General features: G+C 71.3%; 21 protein-coding genes and 2 pseudogenes. 13 read left to right on the top strand and 10 right to left on the bottom strand.

Going from position 1 to position 20,264, the window contains the following annotated elements:
- The first annotated feature begins 206 nt into the window (after positions 1-206).
- Both OG933_RS02125 and OG933_RS02120 read left to right on the top strand, forming a co-directional pair.
- Entirely contained in the window at positions 207-2,885 is a 2,679-nt protein-coding gene (locus tag OG933_RS02125) for a LuxR C-terminal-related transcriptional regulator (RefSeq protein WP_405624984.1), read from the top strand.
- A 250-nt stretch (positions 2,886-3,135) separates the two neighbouring features.
- Complete coding sequence (locus OG933_RS02120; RefSeq protein ID WP_405624983.1) at positions 3,136-3,759, top strand: RICIN domain-containing protein; 624 nt, start codon at positions 3,136-3,138, stop codon at positions 3,757-3,759.
- A gap of 53 nt (positions 3,760-3,812) precedes the next feature.
- Here OG933_RS02120 and OG933_RS02115 read toward each other — a convergent pair whose 3' ends face one another.
- On the bottom strand, positions 3,813-4,442 hold the full coding sequence (locus tag OG933_RS02115; RefSeq protein ID WP_405624981.1) for a hypothetical protein: 630 nt from the start codon (positions 4,440-4,442) through the stop codon (positions 3,813-3,815).
- A gap of 25 nt (positions 4,443-4,467) precedes the next feature.
- Between OG933_RS02115 and OG933_RS02110 the strand changes: the two genes are divergently transcribed.
- Positions 4,468-5,100, top strand: coding sequence for a hypothetical protein (locus OG933_RS02110; RefSeq protein ID WP_405624980.1), 633 nt, complete (start codon positions 4,468-4,470; stop codon positions 5,098-5,100).
- 92 nt (positions 5,101-5,192) lie between these two features.
- Complete coding sequence (locus OG933_RS02105) at positions 5,193-5,582, top strand: hypothetical protein (protein ID WP_405624979.1); 390 nt, start codon at positions 5,193-5,195, stop codon at positions 5,580-5,582.
- An 81-nt stretch (positions 5,583-5,663) separates the two neighbouring features.
- Here OG933_RS02105 and OG933_RS02100 read toward each other — a convergent pair whose 3' ends face one another.
- The 3 genes and pseudogenes from OG933_RS02100 to OG933_RS02090 form a co-directional block, all read right to left on the bottom strand.
- Complete coding sequence (locus tag OG933_RS02100; RefSeq protein WP_405624978.1) at positions 5,664-5,804, bottom strand: hypothetical protein; 141 nt, start codon at positions 5,802-5,804, stop codon at positions 5,664-5,666.
- A 355-nt stretch (positions 5,805-6,159) separates the two neighbouring features.
- Positions 6,160-6,564, bottom strand: coding sequence for a hypothetical protein (locus OG933_RS02095; protein ID WP_405633202.1), 405 nt, complete (start codon positions 6,562-6,564; stop codon positions 6,160-6,162).
- Positions 6,565-6,753: 189 nt separating this feature from the next.
- Positions 6,754-6,987 (bottom strand): annotated as a pseudogene (locus tag OG933_RS02090) (NUDIX domain-containing protein); the annotation flags it as partial.
- 596 nt (positions 6,988-7,583) lie between these two features.
- Here OG933_RS02090 and OG933_RS02085 point away from each other — a divergent pair.
- Both OG933_RS02085 and OG933_RS02080 read left to right on the top strand, forming a co-directional pair.
- Positions 7,584-8,231: a dihydrofolate reductase family protein gene (locus OG933_RS02085; RefSeq protein WP_362536071.1), complete on the top strand. Its 648-nt coding sequence runs from the start codon at positions 7,584-7,586 to the stop codon at positions 8,229-8,231.
- Positions 8,232-8,526: 295 nt separating this feature from the next.
- Complete coding sequence (locus OG933_RS02080; protein WP_405624977.1) at positions 8,527-9,804, top strand: MFS transporter; 1,278 nt, start codon at positions 8,527-8,529, stop codon at positions 9,802-9,804.
- A gap of 271 nt (positions 9,805-10,075) precedes the next feature.
- Here the strand turns inward: OG933_RS02080 and OG933_RS02075 are convergent, their stop codons facing one another.
- Positions 10,076-10,495 carry an arsenate reductase ArsC gene (locus OG933_RS02075; protein ID WP_405624976.1) on the bottom strand — a complete coding sequence of 140 codons (420 nt, stop codon included), beginning with the start codon at positions 10,493-10,495 and terminating at the stop codon, positions 10,076-10,078.
- 116 nt (positions 10,496-10,611) lie between these two features.
- Between OG933_RS02075 and OG933_RS02070 the strand changes: the two genes are divergently transcribed.
- Both OG933_RS02070 and OG933_RS02065 read left to right on the top strand, forming a co-directional pair.
- The gene (locus OG933_RS02070) at positions 10,612-10,926 is read left to right on the top strand and encodes a metalloregulator ArsR/SmtB family transcription factor (protein WP_362536060.1); all 315 of its coding nucleotides are present in this window, start codon (positions 10,612-10,614) and stop codon (positions 10,924-10,926) included.
- Between the two features lie 39 nt (positions 10,927-10,965).
- Positions 10,966-11,757 carry an aquaporin gene (locus tag OG933_RS02065; RefSeq protein WP_405624975.1) on the top strand — a complete coding sequence of 264 codons (792 nt, stop codon included), beginning with the start codon at positions 10,966-10,968 and terminating at the stop codon, positions 11,755-11,757.
- Positions 11,758-11,874: 117 nt separating this feature from the next.
- Here the strand turns inward: OG933_RS02065 and OG933_RS02060 are convergent, their stop codons facing one another.
- Positions 11,875-12,243: an ArsR/SmtB family transcription factor gene (locus OG933_RS02060; RefSeq protein ID WP_405624974.1), complete on the bottom strand. Its 369-nt coding sequence runs from the start codon at positions 12,241-12,243 to the stop codon at positions 11,875-11,877.
- Positions 12,244-12,427: 184 nt separating this feature from the next.
- Here OG933_RS02060 and OG933_RS02055 point away from each other — a divergent pair, with 184 nt between their 5' ends.
- The 5 genes and pseudogenes from OG933_RS02055 to OG933_RS02035 all read left to right on the top strand — a co-directional run bounded on the left by OG933_RS02055 (position 12,428) and on the right by OG933_RS02035 (position 16,019).
- The gene (locus tag OG933_RS02055) at positions 12,428-13,825 is read left to right on the top strand and encodes an NAD(P)-binding domain-containing protein (protein WP_362536065.1); all 1,398 of its coding nucleotides are present in this window, start codon (positions 12,428-12,430) and stop codon (positions 13,823-13,825) included.
- Positions 13,822-15,053 (top strand): annotated as a pseudogene (locus tag OG933_RS02050) (MFS transporter). The gene OG933_RS02055 and the pseudogene OG933_RS02050 overlap by 4 nt, the downstream one beginning before the upstream one ends.
- Positions 15,054-15,083: 30 nt before the next feature.
- Positions 15,084-15,377 carry a hypothetical protein gene (locus OG933_RS02045; protein ID WP_405633200.1) on the top strand — a complete coding sequence of 98 codons (294 nt, stop codon included), beginning with the start codon at positions 15,084-15,086 and terminating at the stop codon, positions 15,375-15,377.
- Between the two features lie 73 nt (positions 15,378-15,450).
- On the top strand, positions 15,451-15,738 hold the full coding sequence (locus OG933_RS02040) for a hypothetical protein (RefSeq protein ID WP_405624973.1): 288 nt from the start codon (positions 15,451-15,453) through the stop codon (positions 15,736-15,738).
- Between the two features lie 50 nt (positions 15,739-15,788).
- Entirely contained in the window at positions 15,789-16,019 is a 231-nt protein-coding gene (locus OG933_RS02035) for a hypothetical protein (protein WP_405624972.1), read from the top strand.
- Positions 16,020-16,042: 23 nt separating this feature from the next.
- On the opposite strand, the gene OG933_RS02030 is transcribed toward OG933_RS02035, so the two are convergent.
- From OG933_RS02030 to OG933_RS02015, 4 genes are all read right to left on the bottom strand, one after another.
- Positions 16,043-16,510, bottom strand: a complete 468-nt coding sequence (locus OG933_RS02030; protein WP_405624971.1) for a hypothetical protein — start codon at positions 16,508-16,510, stop codon at positions 16,043-16,045.
- An 81-nt stretch (positions 16,511-16,591) separates the two neighbouring features.
- Positions 16,592-17,362 carry a phosphatase PAP2 family protein gene (locus tag OG933_RS02025; RefSeq protein ID WP_362531503.1) on the bottom strand — a complete coding sequence of 257 codons (771 nt, stop codon included), beginning with the start codon at positions 17,360-17,362 and terminating at the stop codon, positions 16,592-16,594.
- Between the two features lies 1 nt (position 17,363).
- Positions 17,364-18,317: a YihY/virulence factor BrkB family protein gene (locus OG933_RS02020; RefSeq protein ID WP_362531507.1), complete on the bottom strand. Its 954-nt coding sequence runs from the start codon at positions 18,315-18,317 to the stop codon at positions 17,364-17,366.
- 1 nt (position 18,318) lies between these two features.
- On the bottom strand, positions 18,319-20,073 hold the full coding sequence (locus OG933_RS02015) for a diacylglycerol kinase family protein (protein ID WP_405624970.1): 1,755 nt from the start codon (positions 20,071-20,073) through the stop codon (positions 18,319-18,321).
- Between the last annotated feature and the right edge of the window lie 191 nt (positions 20,074-20,264).

Here is a 20,264-nt window from a genome sequence, read left to right as displayed (position 1 = left end):
GCCGGGGTCGGTCGACTATCGAATATTTATCTTCTTCTGTGACGCTTTTGGCGTGTCGTCGGGCTGTTCATGGAGCGCCGGTGACCGTCACTCCCGTATGCCCTGCTCCTTGCTCCGGGTCTGGACCCGTAGCAAGGAGCGGAAGGGGAGCGGGAGTCCTCTGGGGTCGTGAGGAAAGCAGTCGGGGGGCCGGGGTGCGAGGTCGGGTGGGGCGTTGGCCGTTGGTGGGGCGCGGGCCGGAACTGGAGGCCTTCGCCGCGGCGTTGGCGGACCAGGGCTGCCGGGGGTTCGTGGTGGGCGGGGCGGCCGGGGTGGGAAAGTCCCGCCTCGCCGAGGAGTGCCTGGAGCGGGCCGCGGCAGCGGGCCTGCGGGTGGGACGGGCGACGGCGAGCGCGGCGGCGAGTGCGGTGCCGCTGGGGGCGATCGCGCATCTGCTACCCGTGGGGGTGGACCTGTCCGATCCGGTGGCCGGGTTCGCGGCCGTGGCCAGGGCGCTGGCGACCGGGCCTGGGCCGCGGCGGTGGGTCCTGCTCATCGACGACATGCACCTGCTGGATCCGGCATCCGCAGTGCTGCTGCAGCAGTTGATGGACACCGGCGCGCTCGTGCTCGTCGGCACGGTCCGCAGCGGCGAGCCGTACGGGAAGGCTGTCGCGGCGTTGTGGGGCGGGGACGCGGTACGCCGGGTCGATCTGAGCGTACTGAGCCCGCAGCAGGTCGAGGAGCTGCTGCACGCGGTGCTGGGAGGTCCGCTCGCTCGCCGCAGCCTGCACGAGCTGTCGGCTGCCAGCGGCGGCAATGTGCTGTATCTGCGGGAACTGGTGCTCGGCGCGCTGAGCGGCGGATATCTCGCCGAGGACGGGGAGATCTGGCATCTGCGGCAGGGCCGGCTGCCGGGTACCGCGCGGCTGGCCGAGGTGATCGGCAGCCGGCTGGCCGACGCCGACGCGGCCGGGCGCCCGGTGCTGGAACTGCTGGCTCTGTGCGAGCCGTTGGCGCTGGCCGACGCCGAAGTCCTCGCGCCGCCCCGGGTGCTGGCGGCGCTGGAGCAGGCCGGACTGATCCGGGTGCTCCAGGACCGACGGCGCTCCGCGGTGTCGCTGGCTCATCCGCTCTACGGCGAGGTGCTGCGGGCAGCCCTGCCGGTGCTGCGCCGCCGTGTCCTGCTGACGGAACAGGCCGCACGGGTGGAGGCGCGCGGGGCGCGCCGCCGTGGTGATCTGCTGCGGATCGCCGGGTGGCGGCTGACGGCCACCGGCACCGCCGACCCTGCCCTCCTTGTGCAGGCCGCCGTCCTGGCCCGCCACGTGCACGACTACCCGCAGACCGTTGCTCTGCTCGAGGCGCTGCCCGAGGGGCACCGCACCACCGCCACCGCGTTGATGCTGGGCAACGCCTTTTTCGAGATGGGCCGTTGGGAGCGGGCCGAGGCCGCGCTCGCCCGCGCCCAGGCACTTGCCGTCGCGGGCGAGGAGGACTGGCTCGCGGTGGTGCTGGTGCGCACGACGAACCTGCTGTGGAGCAATGCCCCGCTGTCGGTGGCTCTCGTGGTCAGCGACGCAGCCCTGCCGCAGACCGACGGGGCGGGGGAGCGACGCAAGCTCAGGATCAACGAGGGGTTCATGCGGGTCGCGGCCGGTCTGCCCGTCCAGGGGCTGGCCCTGCTGGAGGATCTGGAGCCCGATGTCGCTGACGCCCCGGACGTCAACGTCTGGCTGCGCGGCGCCTGGATGAAGCCCTTCGCGCTGGCGCTGGTGGGGCGCAGCGGTGCGGCCGCGATGTGGGCGGAGCGGGCACACGCCGGCCACCGGCAGGTCGACGAGCACGCCCTGGTCTCCCACCCGGCCGTCCAGCGTGTTCCGCTCGTCATGAGTCTCAGCGAGGCCGGACGGCCCGCGGAGGCGCTGAGGGAGGGCGAACGCGCCTATGCCGAACTGGTTGCCGCCGATTCGGTGGTGCGGGTGTGGATGGCGGTCTTCCTGGGCCGTGCGCAGTGGCTGGCCGGGCATCCTGTCACCGCCCGCCGCTGGTGGGCGGAGGCTGCCGCGCTGGCCCGGTCCATCGACCACCACATGGCGCTGTGTCCGGCGCTCGGGGGCCTCGCGGCGTGTGCGGCGGTGCTGGGAGATCTGGAGGCGGCCCAGGTGACCCTGGCCGAGCACCGCGCGCTGCCGGCGGGGACGCCGGGGCTGGTGTCCGCCGGGGAGGAGTGTCTGGGGGAAGCGTGGCTGCTGGCCGCCCGCGGGCACCTGGGGCGGGCGCGAGCGGTGCTCACCGCCGGGGCCGGTGCGGCGCGGATCACCGGTCATCACACCGGTGAGATGCTGCTGTTGACCGATGTCGCGCGGCTGGGCGGGGCGAAGGACACGACGAGCCGGCTGGCCGAGCTCGCGCACCGCTGTGACGGGGAACTGGCGCCCGCCCGGGCGCAGCTGGCGGCGGCGCTGAGCGTCGACGATCCGGGCCGGCTGCTGCGGGCCGCCGACGCCTGCCAGGCGGCCGGCGCGGACCTGCTGGCCGCGGAGGCGGCGACCGCCGCCGCGGCCGCTTGGCGCCGCACGCACCATCCCCGCCGTGCCTCGGCGGCCGTCGGCCGGGCCGCGGTCGCGCGGGCCCGCTGCGAGGGCGCGCGCACTCCGCTGCTGGCCACAGCGGTGGCCACGGCCGCGTTGACGGCCCGCGAGCGGGAGATCACGCTGCTCGCCGCGGCCGGCAACGCCAGCAAGGACATCGCCCAGGCCCTGGCGCTGTCGGTGCGCACGGTCGACAACCACCTCCACCACGCCTACACCAAACTGGGCGTCACCACGCGGCGCGAGCTGGCTCAGTCCCTCGCGGCCGCGCCCCCCGGTGCGGGCCCGGACCGGGTGCACGGTCCCACGTAGAACCGTCGTGGAACCGTCGTAGAACCCGCGGAGCCCCTCCCTGGTGCCTGGTGCCTGGTGCCCGGTGCCCGGTGCCCGGTGCCCGGTGTTCGGGCGCCGTCGCTGCCGGTCGTCGCTGGTCGGCGCCCTGCCGCGGCTCTACGACGGGGGTGCGGGGAGCGGTTGAGTACTGGTTGCTCAAGTCGGGGCGGGGCGGCACCGGCAGAGTCTCTCCCATCAACATGCCAGCACGAAGTGATGGGGGAAAAGCATGCGCAAGCGGATCTTGTTCGCGGCTCTGGGGGCCTCGGCCGCCCTCGGCCTGGTGACGGCCGGCACCGCGGCCGCCGGCACTGCCGACGTCGACAGTGCCGGCTCCGGCTCGGCCGCACCGAGGGTGATCGACGTGACGTCGGTGTCGCAGATCCCGACCGCAGGAGAGGGCTTCGCCGCCTCCCCGGCGGGGATCAACGCGATCTTCCGGCTGACCATGACCAACAACGAAGGCGGCCAGTGCCTGGACGGGGATGCTGACACCATCGGCACCAACGGGACCAAGGTGCAGCTGTGGGGCTGTCACGGCGGGTCCAACCAGACCTGGCTGTGGGCGCCCGCGGCCGGGCAGCCGGTCGGCTACTACACCATCCAGAACGCCCGTGGGAACCAGTGCCTGGACGGCGACCTCACCCAGATTCCCGCCAACGGGGCCAAGGTCCAGCTGTGGGCCTGCAACGGCTGGAGCAACCAGACGTGGCTCTGGCACGGGGCCACGCTGACCAACCTCGAGGGCGGCCAGTGCCTGGACGGGGATCTCACGCAGATCCCGGCCAACGGGGCAAGGGCGCAGCTGTGGGCCTGCAACGGCTGGAGCAACCAGAACTGGACCACTCACTAGCGGCGACGCCGAGCCGGCGCTGCATCAGGGACGTCTTCAGCCGCCACCACGCCTCACGGCCCGACCGGCCGATGCGGTCGCCGGTGGCCAGGTCGTCGATGTGCCCGACCCGAGCACGAACCCGCGGCCGGCCCCGAGCGCGAGCGCGTGGGCGGCGAGACGGGGGATCGACGCCTCCTTCCTGCAGGCGGGCCCGGCCGAGGTCGGCGTAGCTGGGGGAGTGCGGCATGCCCGTCCGGAGCTGCCCGCCGTACGGATCGCACATCTCGGCCTCGGTGAGCAGCGGCTCGTCGAGGCCGAGGTGCGGTCGTGGGCGATCGGCGGACGCACGGTGATCGGGCACCAGGCCCCGCTGCGAAGATCGAGTCGGAGGCGTCCGCCGCGCCGGCCTCCTTTAGGTACTTGGCGTAGATCTTGCTGTCGCCGGACGCGCCCAGCAGGGCGGAGACGGCGCCGCCGGCGCTGGTGCCCGTGGAGACGATCCGGTCGGTGTTGCCGGGGATGCGGCCCTTGGTGAACTTCACGTACCGCACGGCCGCCTTCAGGTCCACGATGACCGCCGGGGCGGTGCCGTAGGGGGTGCCGTAGGGGGTGCCGTCCGAGTTGGTGAGGCTGCGGCCGCGCGTGCCTGGCTCCACGGCGACGTATCCCGCCACCAGGGCAAGCTTCGTGAGGTTGACCATGCCGTTGATGGCCCCCGTGCCGCCCGTGCCTGTGCCGCCTGACGGCAGTCCGCTTGGCAGTCCGGAGGGGATCCCGGAGGGCGCTCTGCCGGTCCCGCCGCCGAGGGAGCCCATCTCCAGCGGCCTGGCCCACGCCGGTGGCCGTGGCGACGCATACGACCCCGGCGCCCGCACGACCGTGCAGGAAGACGTGCTGGTCTCGGCCCACCAGCCGGTGCGCCCGGCGGGCGTCGAACGCGGGGACGGGGGACGCACCATCACGATGGCACTCGCCGGGCTCGTCGGGTCACCGAGCCCGGCGGGTCCGGCGGGTCCGGACAAGGCATCGGCACAGGAGGTGCCGGACTCCGGAGGGGGCACCATGCTCAGCGCCCTTCGCTCGCCCCAGTCGCCCCCCTGGGCGCTGCTCGCGCTGCTCGGCACCTGCGCCCTGCTTGGAGCCCTTCACGCTTTGACCCCCGGCCACGGCAAGGCCCTCCTTGCTACCTATCTGGTCGGTGCCGACAGCACCTCCAGGCAGGCGGTGGTCCTCGGAGCGGTCATCACCTTCACGCACACGGCTTCTGTGATCGCACTAGGTACGGCGGTGCTGTTCGCGGGGCACTTCGTGGTGCCGGGGTACTGGTGCCGACGCTGGAAGTCGCCACCGGGACCGTAGTGCTGATCCTCGGGACACGACTGCTACGGCGTCGCTGGAGGCAGCGCACCGGCCACCGTCAGGCAGGCGGCCACAGCCACAGCCACAGCCACATGCACAGCCACGGCCACAGCCACGGCGATGAACACGCGGCCGCGCATCACCATCTGCCCACCATGCCGACGACCTTCCGCTCCATCGCCACCATGGGAGTTTCCGGCGGGATCATCCCGTGCCCCGAGGCGTTGAGCGTCCTCCTGCTGGCGATCGGTCTGGGCCGCACGGCCCTCGGCCTGACCATGATCGTCTCCTTCAGCATGGGTCTGGCCGGGGTCCTCGTCGGACTGGGCCTGGTGCCGGTGAGCACCCGTACGAAACTGGAGCGCTTCCGGCGCTCCGCCGACAGCCCGCTCGTTCAGTGGCTTCCGGTCGTCTCCGCGGCCGTCGTGACCACCCTCGGCCTGACCTTCGCGGTGGGCGGAGTGACCGGACTCTCGGGGTGAGGGCCGCCGGCGGGCGGAGTTCAACCCTCGGTGGCGCGCGGCGATTCGACCTTGCACCTCCGTCTCGCACGGTGGCCCGTATCAGGGCCGGACCGGAGGGGGCCAGCCCGTCCCGATGACGGGCTCGGTGTGCTCGACGGTGAATGCGTGGACGGCTGTCATGACCGTGTGCTGGTCGGCGACGAGGTCGGCGACCTGTTTGGACGTCAGGATCTCGTCCATGGCGGCACGGCTGTCGGCTCCGAGGACGACACATCCGTAATAGCGGCGGAAGGTCGGATTGTCGTGCGAGATGCCGGGCGTGGGGTGGGCAAGGGAGGCCCGGCATTTGGAGCCGGGTACCCCGGGCCTGCGGCAGGCGTGCAGAACCCGGTCTCGGGTCGCGCCGCGCCGGGTCGGCTGTACTCGGCGTTGACGCGGGTGCACTGCGAGACCGTGCTGAGGTCGTTCTGCGCCTTTGCATGGAGGAGGGCACCGGTCCGATCGTCGACCCGTGTCCCGCTGGCGCGGGAACGCCGTCGATTGCCGGCGGCGGCTGGCTGGACGTCCTGGCAGTCGGCGGGAGGCGGGTGCCGGGTCAGGCAGGCTCGGGGAGGTGACCGAGGTGCTCGATGACGCGCTCGCGCAGAAGGAGATACTCCTCCCAGCGCCGAGGAAGAGGCCCAGGTGGACGTTTGACGGCTCGGGCTGCGGTGACGGTCTGGCCATCCCGGAACTGTTCGCGCGTCAGGTCAAGGTCCACACCGCTGGGCAACCGATTCCACCAGTGATATCCGTGCTGTTCCCCGCCGCAATGGACCTCCCCGACCATGAGGTCGCCACCGAAGATGTCGTTCACTATCAAAGCGGTGATGTCACAGTGACCCCACGCCGGGTTGCCGGGCTGCCAGCCGGCGCGGGCGAGGTCGTCCGGGGAACAGGTGTCAGCGGCCCAACTGGCCCGCAGAGCCTTGTCGATGACCAGCAGGTTCCAAGGGATCATGCCGACGGCATCGCAGTCGCCACTGACATCGGCAGATCGCCGGGGAGATACCTCTTCAGATGCCGACCCGGACTTGAACTGCAGATATCGGCGCAAAGCTTCCCGTCCTCCCGGAACGAAGAGCCGTTGGTCGACGACCTCGCACAATTCGGCCTCTGTCAGCCAGCCCTGCCAGGCGATCTCGCCCGGGTCCGGGATCAGGGGTTCAGTCACGACAGCCTCATGCACCCCAAACCACACGGGGCTGATCCCTTCCCGGCAAAGGAACTTGAACATGAAGCGCACGAGCACACGAACGCCCAGCTCTTCGGACAGTTCCCGGGCCGCGGCTTCCTCATACGACTCACCCACCTCCACGGCGCCACCGACCATCACGTCGTAGTAGCCAGGGAAGCGGGACAGCGTCTCGGGCCGCCGCAACACCAAGATCCGCCCTGCCCGATCACGGCAGATCGTCGTCGCAATGCGATGCGGCCAGTGCTGACGCTCCGCCTCGCCTCGTTCGACGACTCCCAACACGCGGTCCTGCTCATCCACATGCTCCACCAATTCGCTCACGGAGGCACGATCTCAGTGCCCACTGACAGCGCGGCCCCGGCAACACGAAAGAGAGTGACTGCATCAGAGGAGGTCCTGCCGGAATGCAACACAGCCGACCATCTGCGTCGCGAATGCGAGCGACACAGCCATGTGGGAGAGCGAGCCGGTCAGCTGCTTGCGCAGGGTCCTTCCACCTGACGACCCAGAACACAGTCCTGCCCGCCCCGGCCGGACTCCCTCATGCTGACGGGTGTTCCGGCCGGGATGGCCCATGCCCGGAGCCCAGGAGTCCCGCGGGGCACCGCGTTCAGAGAAGTGACCAGGCCGAAGCCGATGGCGCCGGACCAGATGGTTCGGGGCATAGCAGACCTAATCCTTTGCCAGCGTGCCGCTGTCGATCCAGCCCCGTCCCGTTCGACATCCTGGTGGAGGACGCATCGCCCTATGGGGATGCGACAGGAGACCTGATGAGGGAACTCATGGATCAGCTGCTGCGAGTGCAGAACTTCACGATCTCCAGCGATGGTGTCGCCGCCGGCGAGGACCAGAGCCTGGAGCGGCCTTTCGGCCACCACATCGATCCGGGAAAGCTCTTCGCCTGGGCCGGCGCCACGGCGAGCTGGCCCAACCGCGCCGAGCCCGGAGGAAGCCGGGGCCTGGACGACTACTTCACCCGGGACTTCAGCCACAATATCGGCGCCGAGATCATGGGCCGCAACAAGTTCGGACCCCAGCGCGGCCCGTGGCACGACCACGAATGGCGCGGCTGGTGGGGTGACGAGCCGCCCTTCCACACGCCGGTGTTCGTCCTGACCCACCACAAGCGTCCATCCTTCACGCTCGGCGACACCACGTTCCATTTCGTGGACGGCGACCCCGCCACCGTCCTCGCGCAGGCGCAAGATGCGGCGCAGGGCATGGACGTCCGGCTCGGCGGTGGCGTGAGCACCATCCGGGAGTTCCTCGACGCCGACCTTGTCGACACCCTCCATGTGGCCGTCGCACCGGTGGAACTCGGATCCGGGCTACGCCTGTGGGACTCGCCCGACCAGTTGCTGGACCGGTTCCACATGGAGGTCGTGCCCAGCACGAGCGGTGTGACGCACCACCTCTTCTGGCGCAGATGACTGGTCCGCGAAGGCGGCGGCCGGCAGAGCTGCCGCTTGACCGGCTGGTGCGGTGTTCCCATAGGTTCGCCGGGTCGGTGGATCAGGAGGAACCGTGGCGGGCACGGGGAGGCGACGGTGTGCTGAGCGGGCCGGTGACGGCGTCGACGATGCTGGTGGCCGAACTCGCTGTCGGCGGACGCCTGGTGCATGGTCTTTGAGGAGGTGAGGGGGTGTCGGCCAACTCTGATCACTGACGTTCGGCGCGGCGTGCTTCTCCACTAGGGTGCTCGCTGCGCCGAGCCCTGGGGAGATCATGAAAATCGCCGACGAGTCACCGAAGCCGATCAGTACGCTGTTGAAGATCGGGAGTTTCCGGCGATTCGTGTCGGCCAATCTCATCTCGGCCACAGGGTCTGCGATGGCCCCTCTTGCCCTGGCCTACGCTGTCATTGAGCAGGGCGGGGGAGCGGGGTCTCTCGGTGTGGTGCTTGCCACGAACACCGTCCCCACGATCGTGTTCCTGCTCGCGGGCGGCTTGTTCGCGGACCGCCTGTCCCGCAGCTGGCTCCTCTTCATGGGGAATCTGCTGGCGGCCGGCGCGCAGGGTGCGCTGGCCGTCACCGTGGCCACCGGACATGCGACGACGATGTCGATCGCAGCATGCGGTTTCGTCTCGGGAACGGCGGCGTCGTTCATCGTGCCGGCTGCGCAGGGCGCCGTTGCGCAGATCGTTCCGGAGCAGCACCTGCAGCAGGCCAACGCGTTGCTCAGGCTGCCGAGCAACGCGGTCAAGGTGCTGGGTCCGGTCGTCGGCGGTGTCATCGTCGCTGCCAGCGGCGCGGCGTGGGCGCTGGCTTGGGATGCGCTCACGTTCGCCGCCGCGGCCGTCCTGCTTCTCGGCCTGCGTCTGGATGCCCCGCTCGTCTCACCTGGCGGTGTCCTGAGCGACCTGCGGGCGGGCTGGGCGGGCTTCTGGTCGCGTACCTGGCTGTGGACCTATACGGCCGCCGGCACGGTCCTGGTCGCTGCGTGGCTGGCGGGTTTCCAGCTTCTGGGCCCGCTCGTGGCCGCGGCGCAGTACGCCGGAGCCCGCGACTGGGGCCTGATCCAGGCGGCCTTCACATGTGGTCTGCTGGCGGGGACCCTCGTCTGCCTGCGCTGGAAGCCGTACCGACTGCTCACGGTCGCGGTCGCCGCGGCCGGTGCTCTCGCGCTCCCCTTGGCCGCCATGGCCTGCACGGTGCCGCTGTCTCTCGTCCTGCTGGCCGCTGCACTGGCAGGGGTCGGGCTCGATGTCGCGATCGTCGCCTGGACCACTGCGTTCCAACAGCGTGTGCCTCAGGCGGAACAGGGCCGCATGAGCGCCTTCAACGGCGTCGGGGAACGCCTTGCCATCCCCATGGGTTACCTCGTCACCGCCCTTGCGGCCCACTCATGGAGCAGCCAGGCAGTGCTGCTGACCTGCGCAGGAATGATTGCTGCTGCGACCGTCCTGAATCTCTGCGTCCCGGATGTGCACCGCATCAACCGCCTGACACCAGACGATCAGCCGACAGCCGCAAACGGTCATCGCACGGTGGAGCAGGCGTAGCGGCCACCACGACGGCGCCGGGCTCGTATCCCGGTGTCCGTCGAGGGAAGCTGGCGCCTTTAGCCGCGTAGGCGACGGCCCTTCACGGCCACGCGCTTCCTCTGCGGCCCCGAGCCGGGCGTACTCGCCGGCCCGGGGCCGCACACGTATCCCGTGGCCCTGTCGCCGGCCACCGGCGTTGCGCCGATCATGGACGGCTACGACCACCTTGACCGGCGGCCGGCGGGGCCGGAGCCGGTGACCTCGCGTATGCCGGCGCCGGTCACGATGGTCATGCCTGCTGCTTGGCGTCGATCTCGGCGATCAGGGCGTCGATGCGGGTCCTGATCTCGTCGCGGATCGGGCGTACGGCCTCGACGCCCTTGCCGGCCGGGTCCGCCAGGGCCCAGTCGAGGTACTTCTTGCCGGGGAAGATCGGGCAGGCGTCGCCGCAGCCCATGGTGATGACGTAGTCGGACGCCTGAACGGCCTCGGTGGTCAGGACCTTCGGCTTGGCGCCGGCGATGTCGACGCCGACTTCCTTCATGGCCTCGACCGCGGCGGGGTTGACCTGGTCGCCGGGGATGGAACCGGCAGAGCGGACCTCGATCCGGTCACCGGCGAGGTGGGAGAGGAATCCGGCGGCCATCTGGGAGCGGCCCGCGTTGTGGACGCAGACGAAGAGAACGGAGGCGAGCGGGCTGGAGGACATCGTTTCTTCCTTCGTCAGCGGATCGAGGTGCTGGTACATCCCGCGGGCTTGGGCGTCCCCGTATGCGGATCACCCCAGGCTGGTATCAGTCTGGAGTGATGTGACAGTATCAGCCCATGATGATGTCAGTCGACACTGATCTGATGCGGGTTCTCGCGGACCCGGTCCGGCTCCAGATCGTCACCCTGCTCGCCAAGGAGACGCTGTGCAGCACGCACCTGATCGAGGAGACGGGGGTCAGGCAGACCAACCTCTCCAACCATCTGAAGGTGTTGCGCGAGGCCGGGGTCGTGGAGACGGAGCCGTGCGGCCGGTTCACCTACTACCGGCTCAGGCCCGATGTCATCGCCTCTCTCGCGGGGCAGTTCGCGGCTCTTGCCGAGACGGCGCGCGCCACCGCCGAGAACAACGTCAAGCGGTCCTGCCCCTGACCCGGCGGCTGTCGCCGTCGCACGCACCGAGGAGTCCTGTTGACCGCCACTGAGGCCACCGAGAACGACAGGGCCGGTCAGGCCGCCGTCGCTTCCGCCGTGACGGGGCACGGTCCGCAGCCCGCCCCGGGTGCCACCCCACCCCGCACACCCCTGACCGCCAGGGCGACGGCCGAGTTCATCGGCACCGCCCTCCTGGTCGCCGTCGTGATCGGCTCCGGCATCCAGGCCACCGAGCTGACCCGCGATGTCGGTGTGCAGCTGCTGGCCAACTCGATCGCCACGGTCTTCGGCCTCGGCATCCTGATCCTGCTGCTGGGCCCGGTCTCGGGCGCCCACTTCAACCCCGTGGTCACGCTGGCCGAGTGGTGGACGGCGCGGCGGGGCGGCGACGGCGTCACGGGCCGCGAGGTGGCCGTCTACGTCCCCGCGCAGGTAGTCGGAGCGGTCGCCGGCGCGATCCTGGCCGACGCGATGTTCGGCAAGGCTTTGGTGGAGTGGTCCACCCACGACCGCTCGGCCGGGAATCTCCTGCTGGGCGAGGTGGTGGCCACCGCCGGCCTGGTTCTGCTGATCTTCGGCCTGGCCCGCACCGGCCAACTCCGCTTCGCACCCGTCGCGGTCGCCTCGTACATCGGCGCCGCCTACTGGTTCACCTCGTCCACGTCATTCGCCAACCCTGCGGTGACGATCGGGCGCACCTTCTCCGACACCTTCGCGGGCATCGCGCCCGGCTCGGTCGCAGGCTTCGTGGGCGCGCAGCTCATCGGTGGTGCGGTCGGCCTGGCCCTGGTGGCGCTCATCTTCCGCCCGGGCCGGTCCGCCGGATGACCCGCAGCAAGTAGGCGGCCGGATGACCCGCAGCAAGTGGGCAGTGGTGATCGGCGGCGGTCCGTCCGGGCTCGCCGTCGGTTCTGCCTGCGCCGTCTCGCGGGCTGTTCGAACGGCTCAGCCCAGGGAACCGAGCATCTGCCCCATTGCGGCCACCACCGACGGCTCCACCTTGTAGTAGACCCATGTGCCGCGCCGCTCGGAGCTGAGCAGGCCGGCCGCCTTGAGCTTCTTGAGGTGGTGGGAGACGGTCGGCTGCGAGACCCCGACGTCGGAGATGTCGCACACGCACGCCTCACCGCCCTCGTGCGAGGCGACCAGCGAGAACAGCCGAAGCCGCACCGGGTCGCCGAGCGCCTTGAACATCGCGGCGGTCCGTTCGGCCTCCTCGGCCGTCAGGGGGCGCTCGGCGAGCGGCGGGCAGCACGGCACGACACCCTCGGCAACCTCTGGCTCCAGTAGCGGCAACGCTTCGATGTTCGACATGCATCTATGTTGACACATGTCGAACCAGACAGGTGGGGAGAGGGTGGGGCCGCCTCGGCGGCATGGTGGCGGACCGGTCGTCCCGAGTTCATTTCGATGAATGTCTATGTTGACGCTCATCGATACAGGTGCCATGCTGGCCGCGCAAGCCATCGACAGATGTCGAAACAAGCAAGGAGTCGCCGTGAACACGCCTGCCTTCACCGAGCTGCCCGTCGTCGTGGTCGGAGCCGGCCCCGCCGGCCTCGCCGCAGCCGCCCACCTCGTCGACCAAGGCCTGGAGCCGCTCGTCCTGGAGGCCGGACCGGCCGCCGCGGCCGCGGTGCGCGAGTGGAGCCACGTGCGCCTGTTCTCCACCTGGGGCGAGCTCACCGACCCGGCCGCCGAAAAGCTCCTCGCCCCCACCGGCTGGACCAAGCCGGACACCACCACCTACCCGAGCGGCGGCGACTGGGCCGAGCACTACCTCCAGCCGCTGGCCGACGCCCTGGGCGACCGCGTCCGCTACGGCACGCGCGTCACCGGCGTCTCCCGCACCGGACGCGACCGCATCGTCGACGCCGACCGCGAAACCCAGCCCTTCGTCCTGCACCTCACCACCGCCGACGGCCACGAGGAACGCCTGTTCGCCCGCGCCGTCATCGACGCCTCCGGCACCTGGACCACACCCAGCCCGGCCGGAGCCAGCGGCCTGCCCGCCCTTGGAGAAAGGGTCGCCGCCGACCGCATCACCTACCGCGTGCCCGACCTCAAGGACCCCACCGTGCGCGCCCGCCACGCCGGCAAGCGCACCGCCGTCATCGGTTCCGGCGCCTCCGCCTTCACCGCGCTGGCCACCCTCGCCGACGTCGCCGAGGACGAGCCGGGCACGCACGCGGTGTGGATCCTGCGCCGTGGCATCTCCGGCTCCACGTTCGGCGGCGGCGAAGCCGACCAGCTGCCCGCCCGGGGCGCCCTCGGGCTCGCGGCGAAGGCGGCCGTCGACAACGGCTACGCCGACGCGGTTACGGGCTTCCGCACCGACGCCATCGAGCGCGACGACAGCGGCCGGCTGGTCCTGGTCGCCGAGGACGGCCGACGGCTGGAGCCGGTGGACGAGGTCATCGTGCTGACCGGGTTCCGCCCCGACCTGTCCTTCCTGTCCGAGGTCCGCCTCAACCTGGACGAGCGCCTCCAGGCCCCGGTCGAGCTGGCACCGCTGATCGACCCCAACCAGCACTCGTGCGGCACGGTCTACCCGCACGGCCACCGCGAACTGTCCCACCCCGAGCAGGGGATCTACCTGGTCGGGATGAAGTCCTACGGCCGCGCCCCGACGTTCCTGGCGATGACCGGATACGAGCAGGTCCGCTCCGTCGCCGCCGCGATCGCAGGGGACTTCGAGTCCGCCGACCGCGTCGAACTCACCCTCCCGGAGACCGGCGTATGCGGCGGCGCCGGACTCTTCGACGACCCGGCCGCCGACCAGGACGCCGCAGGCTGCTGCGCTACCGCGCCCGCGCTCGTGCAGATCGGCGTCACCGCGCCCGCCGCCACGGCCGCCGGCCAGGAGGCTCCGGCGGGCGGCTGCTGCGCCTCGTGACCACCCTCGACACCCCCGAGCGCGGGGCCGCGACCGGAACAGGGGACCGGTCGCGGCCCCGCGCTGCTCTCCGGCCCTGTGCGCCACCCAGATCACCGGCTGGGGCATCGTCTACTACGCCTTCCCTGTCCTGAACCCGGAGATCACCCACGCCACCGGCTGGCCGACCGGAGCGACCACGGCCGCCTTCTCCGCCGCGCTCCTCGTCTCCGCCCTCGCCGGGATCCGCGTCGGCCGGATCATCGACCACCGCGGACCGCGCGCCGTGATGACCATCGGCTCGGTCCTCGGCGTACTGAGCATCCTCACCATCGCCGCCGCCCCCAACCTGCCGGTCTTCGCCTCCGGCTGGCTCCTCGCCGGACTCTCGATGGCCTCCACCTTCTACCAGCCCGCCTTCGCCGCCCTCACCCGCTGGTGGGCACCCGACCACGTCCGCGCCCTCACCATCGTCACCCTCGCCGGGGGCCTCGCCTCCACCGTCTTCGCCCCCCTCACCGCGGCGCTCGCCGAACACCTGTCCTGGCGTGAGACATACGCCGTCCTCGCCCTGGTGCTCGCCGCCGTGACCATCCCCGCCCACGCCCTCGCACTCAACGCACCCTGGCCCAAGACACCACCCGCCCCCGCCCACGACTCCGGCGGCGCAGACACGGTCGCCCGCAGCCGCTCCTTCTGGATGCTGGCAACAGCTCTGACCCTCTCCGCATTCGCCGTTTCCGCCGTCGTCGTCGCGCTCGTGCCGCTCCTCCTCGAACGCGGCTGCTCGACCACCGAAGCCGCCTGGGCCCTCGGCCTCGGCGGAGCCGGCCAGACCCTCGGCCGCACCCTGTATGCCACCCTCGCCCGCCACACCGGGACAACGGCCCGTACGACGGCACTGATCGCGCTCGGCGCCGCGGCCACAGCGGCCCTCGCGCTGGTGCCAGGCCCATATGTCCTGCTCGTCGTCCTGTCCGTCGCGGCCGGGATGGTCCGCGGCAACCTCACCCTGCTGCAAGCCACGGCCGTCACCGACCGCTGGGGCACCACCCAGTACGGCCGGCTGTCCGGACTGCTTGCCGCGCCCACCACGGCAGCCTCCGCCCTGGCTCCCTTCGCCGGCGCCGTCCTGGCCGCGCCGCTGGGCGGCTACCCGCAGCTGTTCGGACTGCTGGCACTCATCGCCGGACTCGCCGCCCTCATCACCTTCGGGACCAACCCTCGCCGACCACCCCTACGGCGGTAACGGTGCCCTGGGTTCGAGGGCGCCCCGAACATTGGCCAATCTGCGCACAGCGCGCGCCGACTCCCGCCCCAGTTCAGTACGGCTCTATCCTGCTGCTTTATTCTGCTGCGCTTCGCCGAGCACGACGTCACCACGCTCACCGACGCCGCCGCCGAACGTGGCGCCCCGCTGGACGTCGTCGACGTGCGTGATCCGCACGCCCATGCTCTCTACGAACGGAACCTGGTCCTCGTACGACCCGACCAGCACGTCGCCTGGCGCGGCGACGCCGCGCCCGCCGACCCTCCGCACGTCATCGACCGTGTTCGGGGCGCTCAGAACTGAGCGCGCATCCCACGAGCGGTGAGCCCGAGTCGGGCATGTGGCTCACCGCTCGCCAGTCCGTCCAGGAGAAGACATGAGCCGACCTGAGAAGACCACTTCCTACATGTCCCCGGTCGGGTTCCGCGCGGACCTGCCGAGAGAGTCAGCCACCCGCTACTGGGAGGGCCCGCACGCGCAGATCGCCGGGCGGCTGCCCAACATGGCCGAGTACGTGCAGCGGCACTACTCGCCGACCGATCACGGCTACTGGCCGTTTTGGCCCACTGTGGGCCCCATCGTTCCCTCGGGCCGGCGTTGCGACGGCAGGTCACCTGTCCGGGCGGCGGCCGCCGGTGGACCGACGACCACGACGACGCCGTAGGACACCGCACGGTTCTGCTGCCGCGCCGGGGGCGCGGAGTGGGGGGCCGGGTGTTCCGGAAGTACGTCCATGACCGCATCGGTCCCACGCTCCACGAAGCCGGTGCGCGGGACCTGCGGAGGTACACCTCTCTGCCCTGGTCGCGGTATGTGCACCCCACGCTCGGCGTCTGCCACGACATCCCGACCTTCCGCCGCTGTCACGCGAGCGTCGTCATCGGAGTCGACAGCCGTGCTGCCGTGGACGCCTCGCGCAGGGAACCCCGGCCTGCCGTCACCTGATCGATGCTCCCCGCCCGAGGAGGTCAGGCGCGAGCCCGCTTCAGACCCCGGTTCTGCGGCACGAGCGCGGGCAGCAGGAGGCGCCTGGGAGTCAGCCGCATCGGGCTACCGACGATCCCGCATGGGCAACCCGGCGACGACCACACCGCGATCGGCGTCGAGCGCGTCGACGCCGATCCGCGCCACCTTGCGTGACGGCATGTACAGGAACGGCGGATAGCCGTCGCTGTCCAGGCCGGCAGGCCGGCGGACCGGGCGAATTCGGTGTGCACCGGACCGGGGCAGAGCACCTGAGCGATCTCGGCCTCGACCGGGGAGCCGGCCACCGTGTCGAACAGCCGCGCGTGCTGCTCGGCATCGGTCACGTCGCAGGCGATGACCTCGACCCGGACGGCGTCGGCGAGCTCGGCGGCCGGGTCGCGGATCTGCTTTCCTGGTCGGTCGACGGGTCCTGGGCCTGTGCGGAGACGGGTGCGACCACCGTTGATCATCGTGAGTGGTGTGGACTGACGATGAGACGGTGGCCGTGGTCGCAGCATGGATCCCGCCCGCCGGCGGGACGGTTTGGGTGGTCACGGCTCGGGGCGGGCGTCGACGAGTTCGGGCTCCAGCCCGTCGCTCACCTCGGCGTGATCCCGGCCGATGTCGGCGCGCCAGGCCTCGAAAGCCCAGGCGGTGAGGGCGACGACGGCCAGGCCGAGCAGCCAGCCGCCCACCACGTCGCTGAACCAGTGCACGCCGAGCGCGACCCGGGTGAAGCCGACCCCGAGCACCGACAGGACGGCGGCGCACCAACACAGGGGCCGCCAGGCGTGCGGCACCAACGGAAGCAGGACCAGCAGCAGGACAGCGAACGACGTGGTGGCCGTCATCGCGTGACCCGACGGGAAGGAGAATCCCGGAGCGTGCGCCACCGGATCCTCCAGCGACGGCCTGGCCCGCTCGACCACCGTCTTGACCAGGAGTCCGATCAGCCCGCCGGCCACGGCGGTCACGGCGGACCACGCGGCCAGCCGCCAGGCCCTGCGGTACACCAGCCAGAGGGTCAGCAGCGCGACGGCCGTCCGCAGGACGGCCGGGTCCCAGACCCAGTCGGACAGGAAGCGCAGGAAGCTGGTCCATGCCGGGTGGGTCACCGCCGTGTGGTGCAGTCGCTGAGCGGCGCCCGCGTCCAGGCGGCGCAGCGGCTGCCACTGGCCCTCGACGAGGACGAGCAGCAGCGCGAAGGGCACGGCGGCGACGGCCGCGACGGCTGCCGCCGCGAACAGCCGGACGCCGAATTTGCGGTCGGCCGCCCGGCGGCGACGGTCTCGGAGGTTCTGGACCGCGGCTCGCACAACCATTTCAGACTCCAGGATCGGGTTCGATCGGACCGGCTTGGAGGGCCCGCGCTGCCTCCAGCTGCGCAGCGAACGCCAGCCCGAGGAAAAGGGCGATGGAGGTCAGATAGGCCCACAGCAGCAGTGACATGAAGGCGCTGAGCGGGCCGTAGACCGTGTCGAAGGAGCCGCTGATCCCCAGATACAGGCTCAGCAGCAAGGTCAGCGCCGTCCACAGCACCAGGTACACGGCGGCGCCGAAGGCCAGCCAGGTGTATCCGGGTTGTCGGCGGCGGGGCGATCGGCGGAAGATCACGCTGGCCGAGATGAGCGCGAGCAGCAGCCCGAAGGGCCAGCGCAGTAGCTCCCAGGCGCTCTGGGCGCCGCCGTCGAGTCGGTAGACGGTCACCGCCGCGGACGCCAGGTCGCCGCCGGCCACCATGACGATGAACCCCAGTCCGAGCGGCAGCCCGGCACTGACGGACATCACCAGACCGCGCAGGTACTTCTGCCCGAAGGGGCGGTCGCGCTCGTTCCCGTAGATCCGGTTGGCGCCGCGCTCCACCTGGCACATCGCGGTGGTGGTGTTGACCAGGGAGAAGAGCAGACCGAACCAGAGCGCGACCTGCGCGCCGTCGCCCGCCGTGCGGCGGCTGCGATTCAGCGCGTCGTCGACCACGTCGGCGCTGGGACCCTCGGCGATCCGGTGGATCGTCAGCTCGGCGAGCCGACCGATGTTCTCGGTGTGCAGCGTGGTGGAGAGCCCGACGAACGCGATGGTCAGCGGGATCACCGACAGGACCGTCTGCAGGGCGAGCGCGCGGGAATGGGTGAAGCCGTCGGCGTACCGGAAACGGACGAAGGAGTCGCGCAGCAGGGCCCAGCGGCCGTAGCGGCGCAGTGACGCCAGCGCTTCGTCGGCGGACAGTTCGTCGCCGGTCATGTCACGGGTCTCGGGGACTTTGGTCGCGGTACCCATGTCACGCACCTCCAGCGGGCAGCAGCACCGTCAGCGCGCCCGGCCTGACCTCGGCGGTGAGCCGGCGGCCCGGTGCCACGGGATCGCCGTCGAGCTCTCGGGACTGCGTGGAGTCGAAGGTCAGTTGGGCCCGGCGGAAGGTGAAGAACTCCACCGGTACGCCGCTGCCGTCGTCGTCCCGCGTGGTGACGGTGTCCACGGCTGACGGCCGGGGTGCGTGTGCACCACCGCGGAGCAGCGTCGCCAGCGCACGTATCCAGCCGCCGACGCCGCGCGGGTCGAGGACCAGCAGATCGAGCTGACCGTCGTCGGGGCGGGCGGCCGGCAGGAGCGTCGTCCCGCCCTGCACGGTCCCGACGTTTCCGATGAGCACCATGCGGGCCGTGCGGCGCAGGGCGGGCGCGTCGTCGAGTCGGACGGTCAGACGCATCCGCGGTGTGCGCAGTGTGCCGACTGCGGCCAGTACATAGGCGGGCCAGCCCAGGACGGACTTGGCGCGGTCGTCGGTGTGCTCCATGATCTCGGCGTCGAGACCGGCCCCGGACATGGCGGCGAAGTGGGTGGCGGTGAGGCCGTCCCCCTCGATGCGGCCCAGGTCGAGGCGGTGCGGGGCGCCCGACAGGGCGGCGTCGAGCGCGTCGACGGGGGACAGCGGCAGGCCGAGGTTGCGGGCCAGCAGATTGCCCGTGCCGCAGGGCACGACGGCCATCGGTACGCCGCTGTCGGCCAGGGCGTCCGCGGCCGCCCGCAGGGTTCCGTCACCACCGCAGACCACGACCAGCCGTGCGCCGTCCCGGACCGCGCCGGCCGTCTGACCCGTGCCCGGATCCTCCGCCGTGGTCTCGATGAACACCGGTGCGCGGTGACCGTGTCCTTCCAGGACCCCCCGCAGTGCCTCGCGGTCGGCTTCGCCGGTCACCGTGGGGTTGAAGATCACCGCAGTCCGGCCCGGGCCCGGTGCGCCCGGGCTCGTCCCCGCGCTCGCGAAGGACGGGGCGGGGCTCGCCCCTGCCGGAGCGGTCACGGTCCCGTCGGTGAACAGGGCGCGGCCGACGATCAGCAGGGACAGGGTGCCGTTGACCAGTCCGCCCACGACGTCCGTGGGGTGATGCATGCCCCGGTAGAGGCGGGCGACGGCGACCAGCACCGGCACGAGAAGCAGCAGAGCACCCACGATCCGCCGCCACGGCCCGCGGAGCCGGGACAGCGCGAGCACCGCCAGTCCGCCGTAGAGCGCGGCGGCCGCCCCGGTGTGGCCGGACGTGTAGCTCGAGGTCGGCGGGGAGGCGTCGAGGCGGTGCACCTCGGGGCGGTGGCGGTCTACCGACTCGGTGATGACCAGGAACACCAGCGACTGGAGTGACACCGCCACGGCGAGGAAAGCCGCCTGACGCCACATCGGCAGGCGGGGGAGCAGGATCAGGCCCGCGCACGCCAGGACGGTGACGGCGATCACCGTGAGAGTGTTGCCGGCCTCCGACCCGAGCAACGACAGGGTGGTCAGGGTGCCGGTCCGGGCGTGCTCGAAGCCCTCGTTGACGTCGTCCTCGACCGTCATCGGCCACAGCCCGCGGGCGGGACCGGTGATCAGCAGCCCGAATCCCACCATCAGCGCGCCCTGGCAGACCGTCAGCGCCGCGATACGCGCGGCGGTTCGGCCGGTGCCTCGGGGCAGCGGGAACGAGCGGCCGGTCCGGGCGGCTCCTGGTCTCCCACCGGGCAGCTCGGCCGGTCTGTGCGGTACGGCGGTCGGCATCAGGTCTCCCACGGGTCGGCGCGATACGGCGGTGTCGGCCAAGACGTCGGGGCCGATGCACCGCCGTCTGCCCCCGATGTCACCGCGCAGACCAGCCGATGGGTGACTCGACTTCGGTGAGGTCCCTACCGCTGTGGCTGTTGATCCCGGTTCGCCCTCCCTTGTGATCATGCTCGAGAGGGCCGGTTCGT

Origin of the sequence: Streptomyces sp. NBC_00016 (genome assembly GCF_045040885.1) — a bacterium.
In the GTDB taxonomy this organism is placed as follows: Bacteria; Actinomycetota; Actinomycetes; order Streptomycetales; family Streptomycetaceae; genus Streptomyces; species Streptomyces coriariae.
Note: the sequence above shows the minus strand (reverse complement) of the source record. Positions and strands in the feature narration are given on the sequence as shown.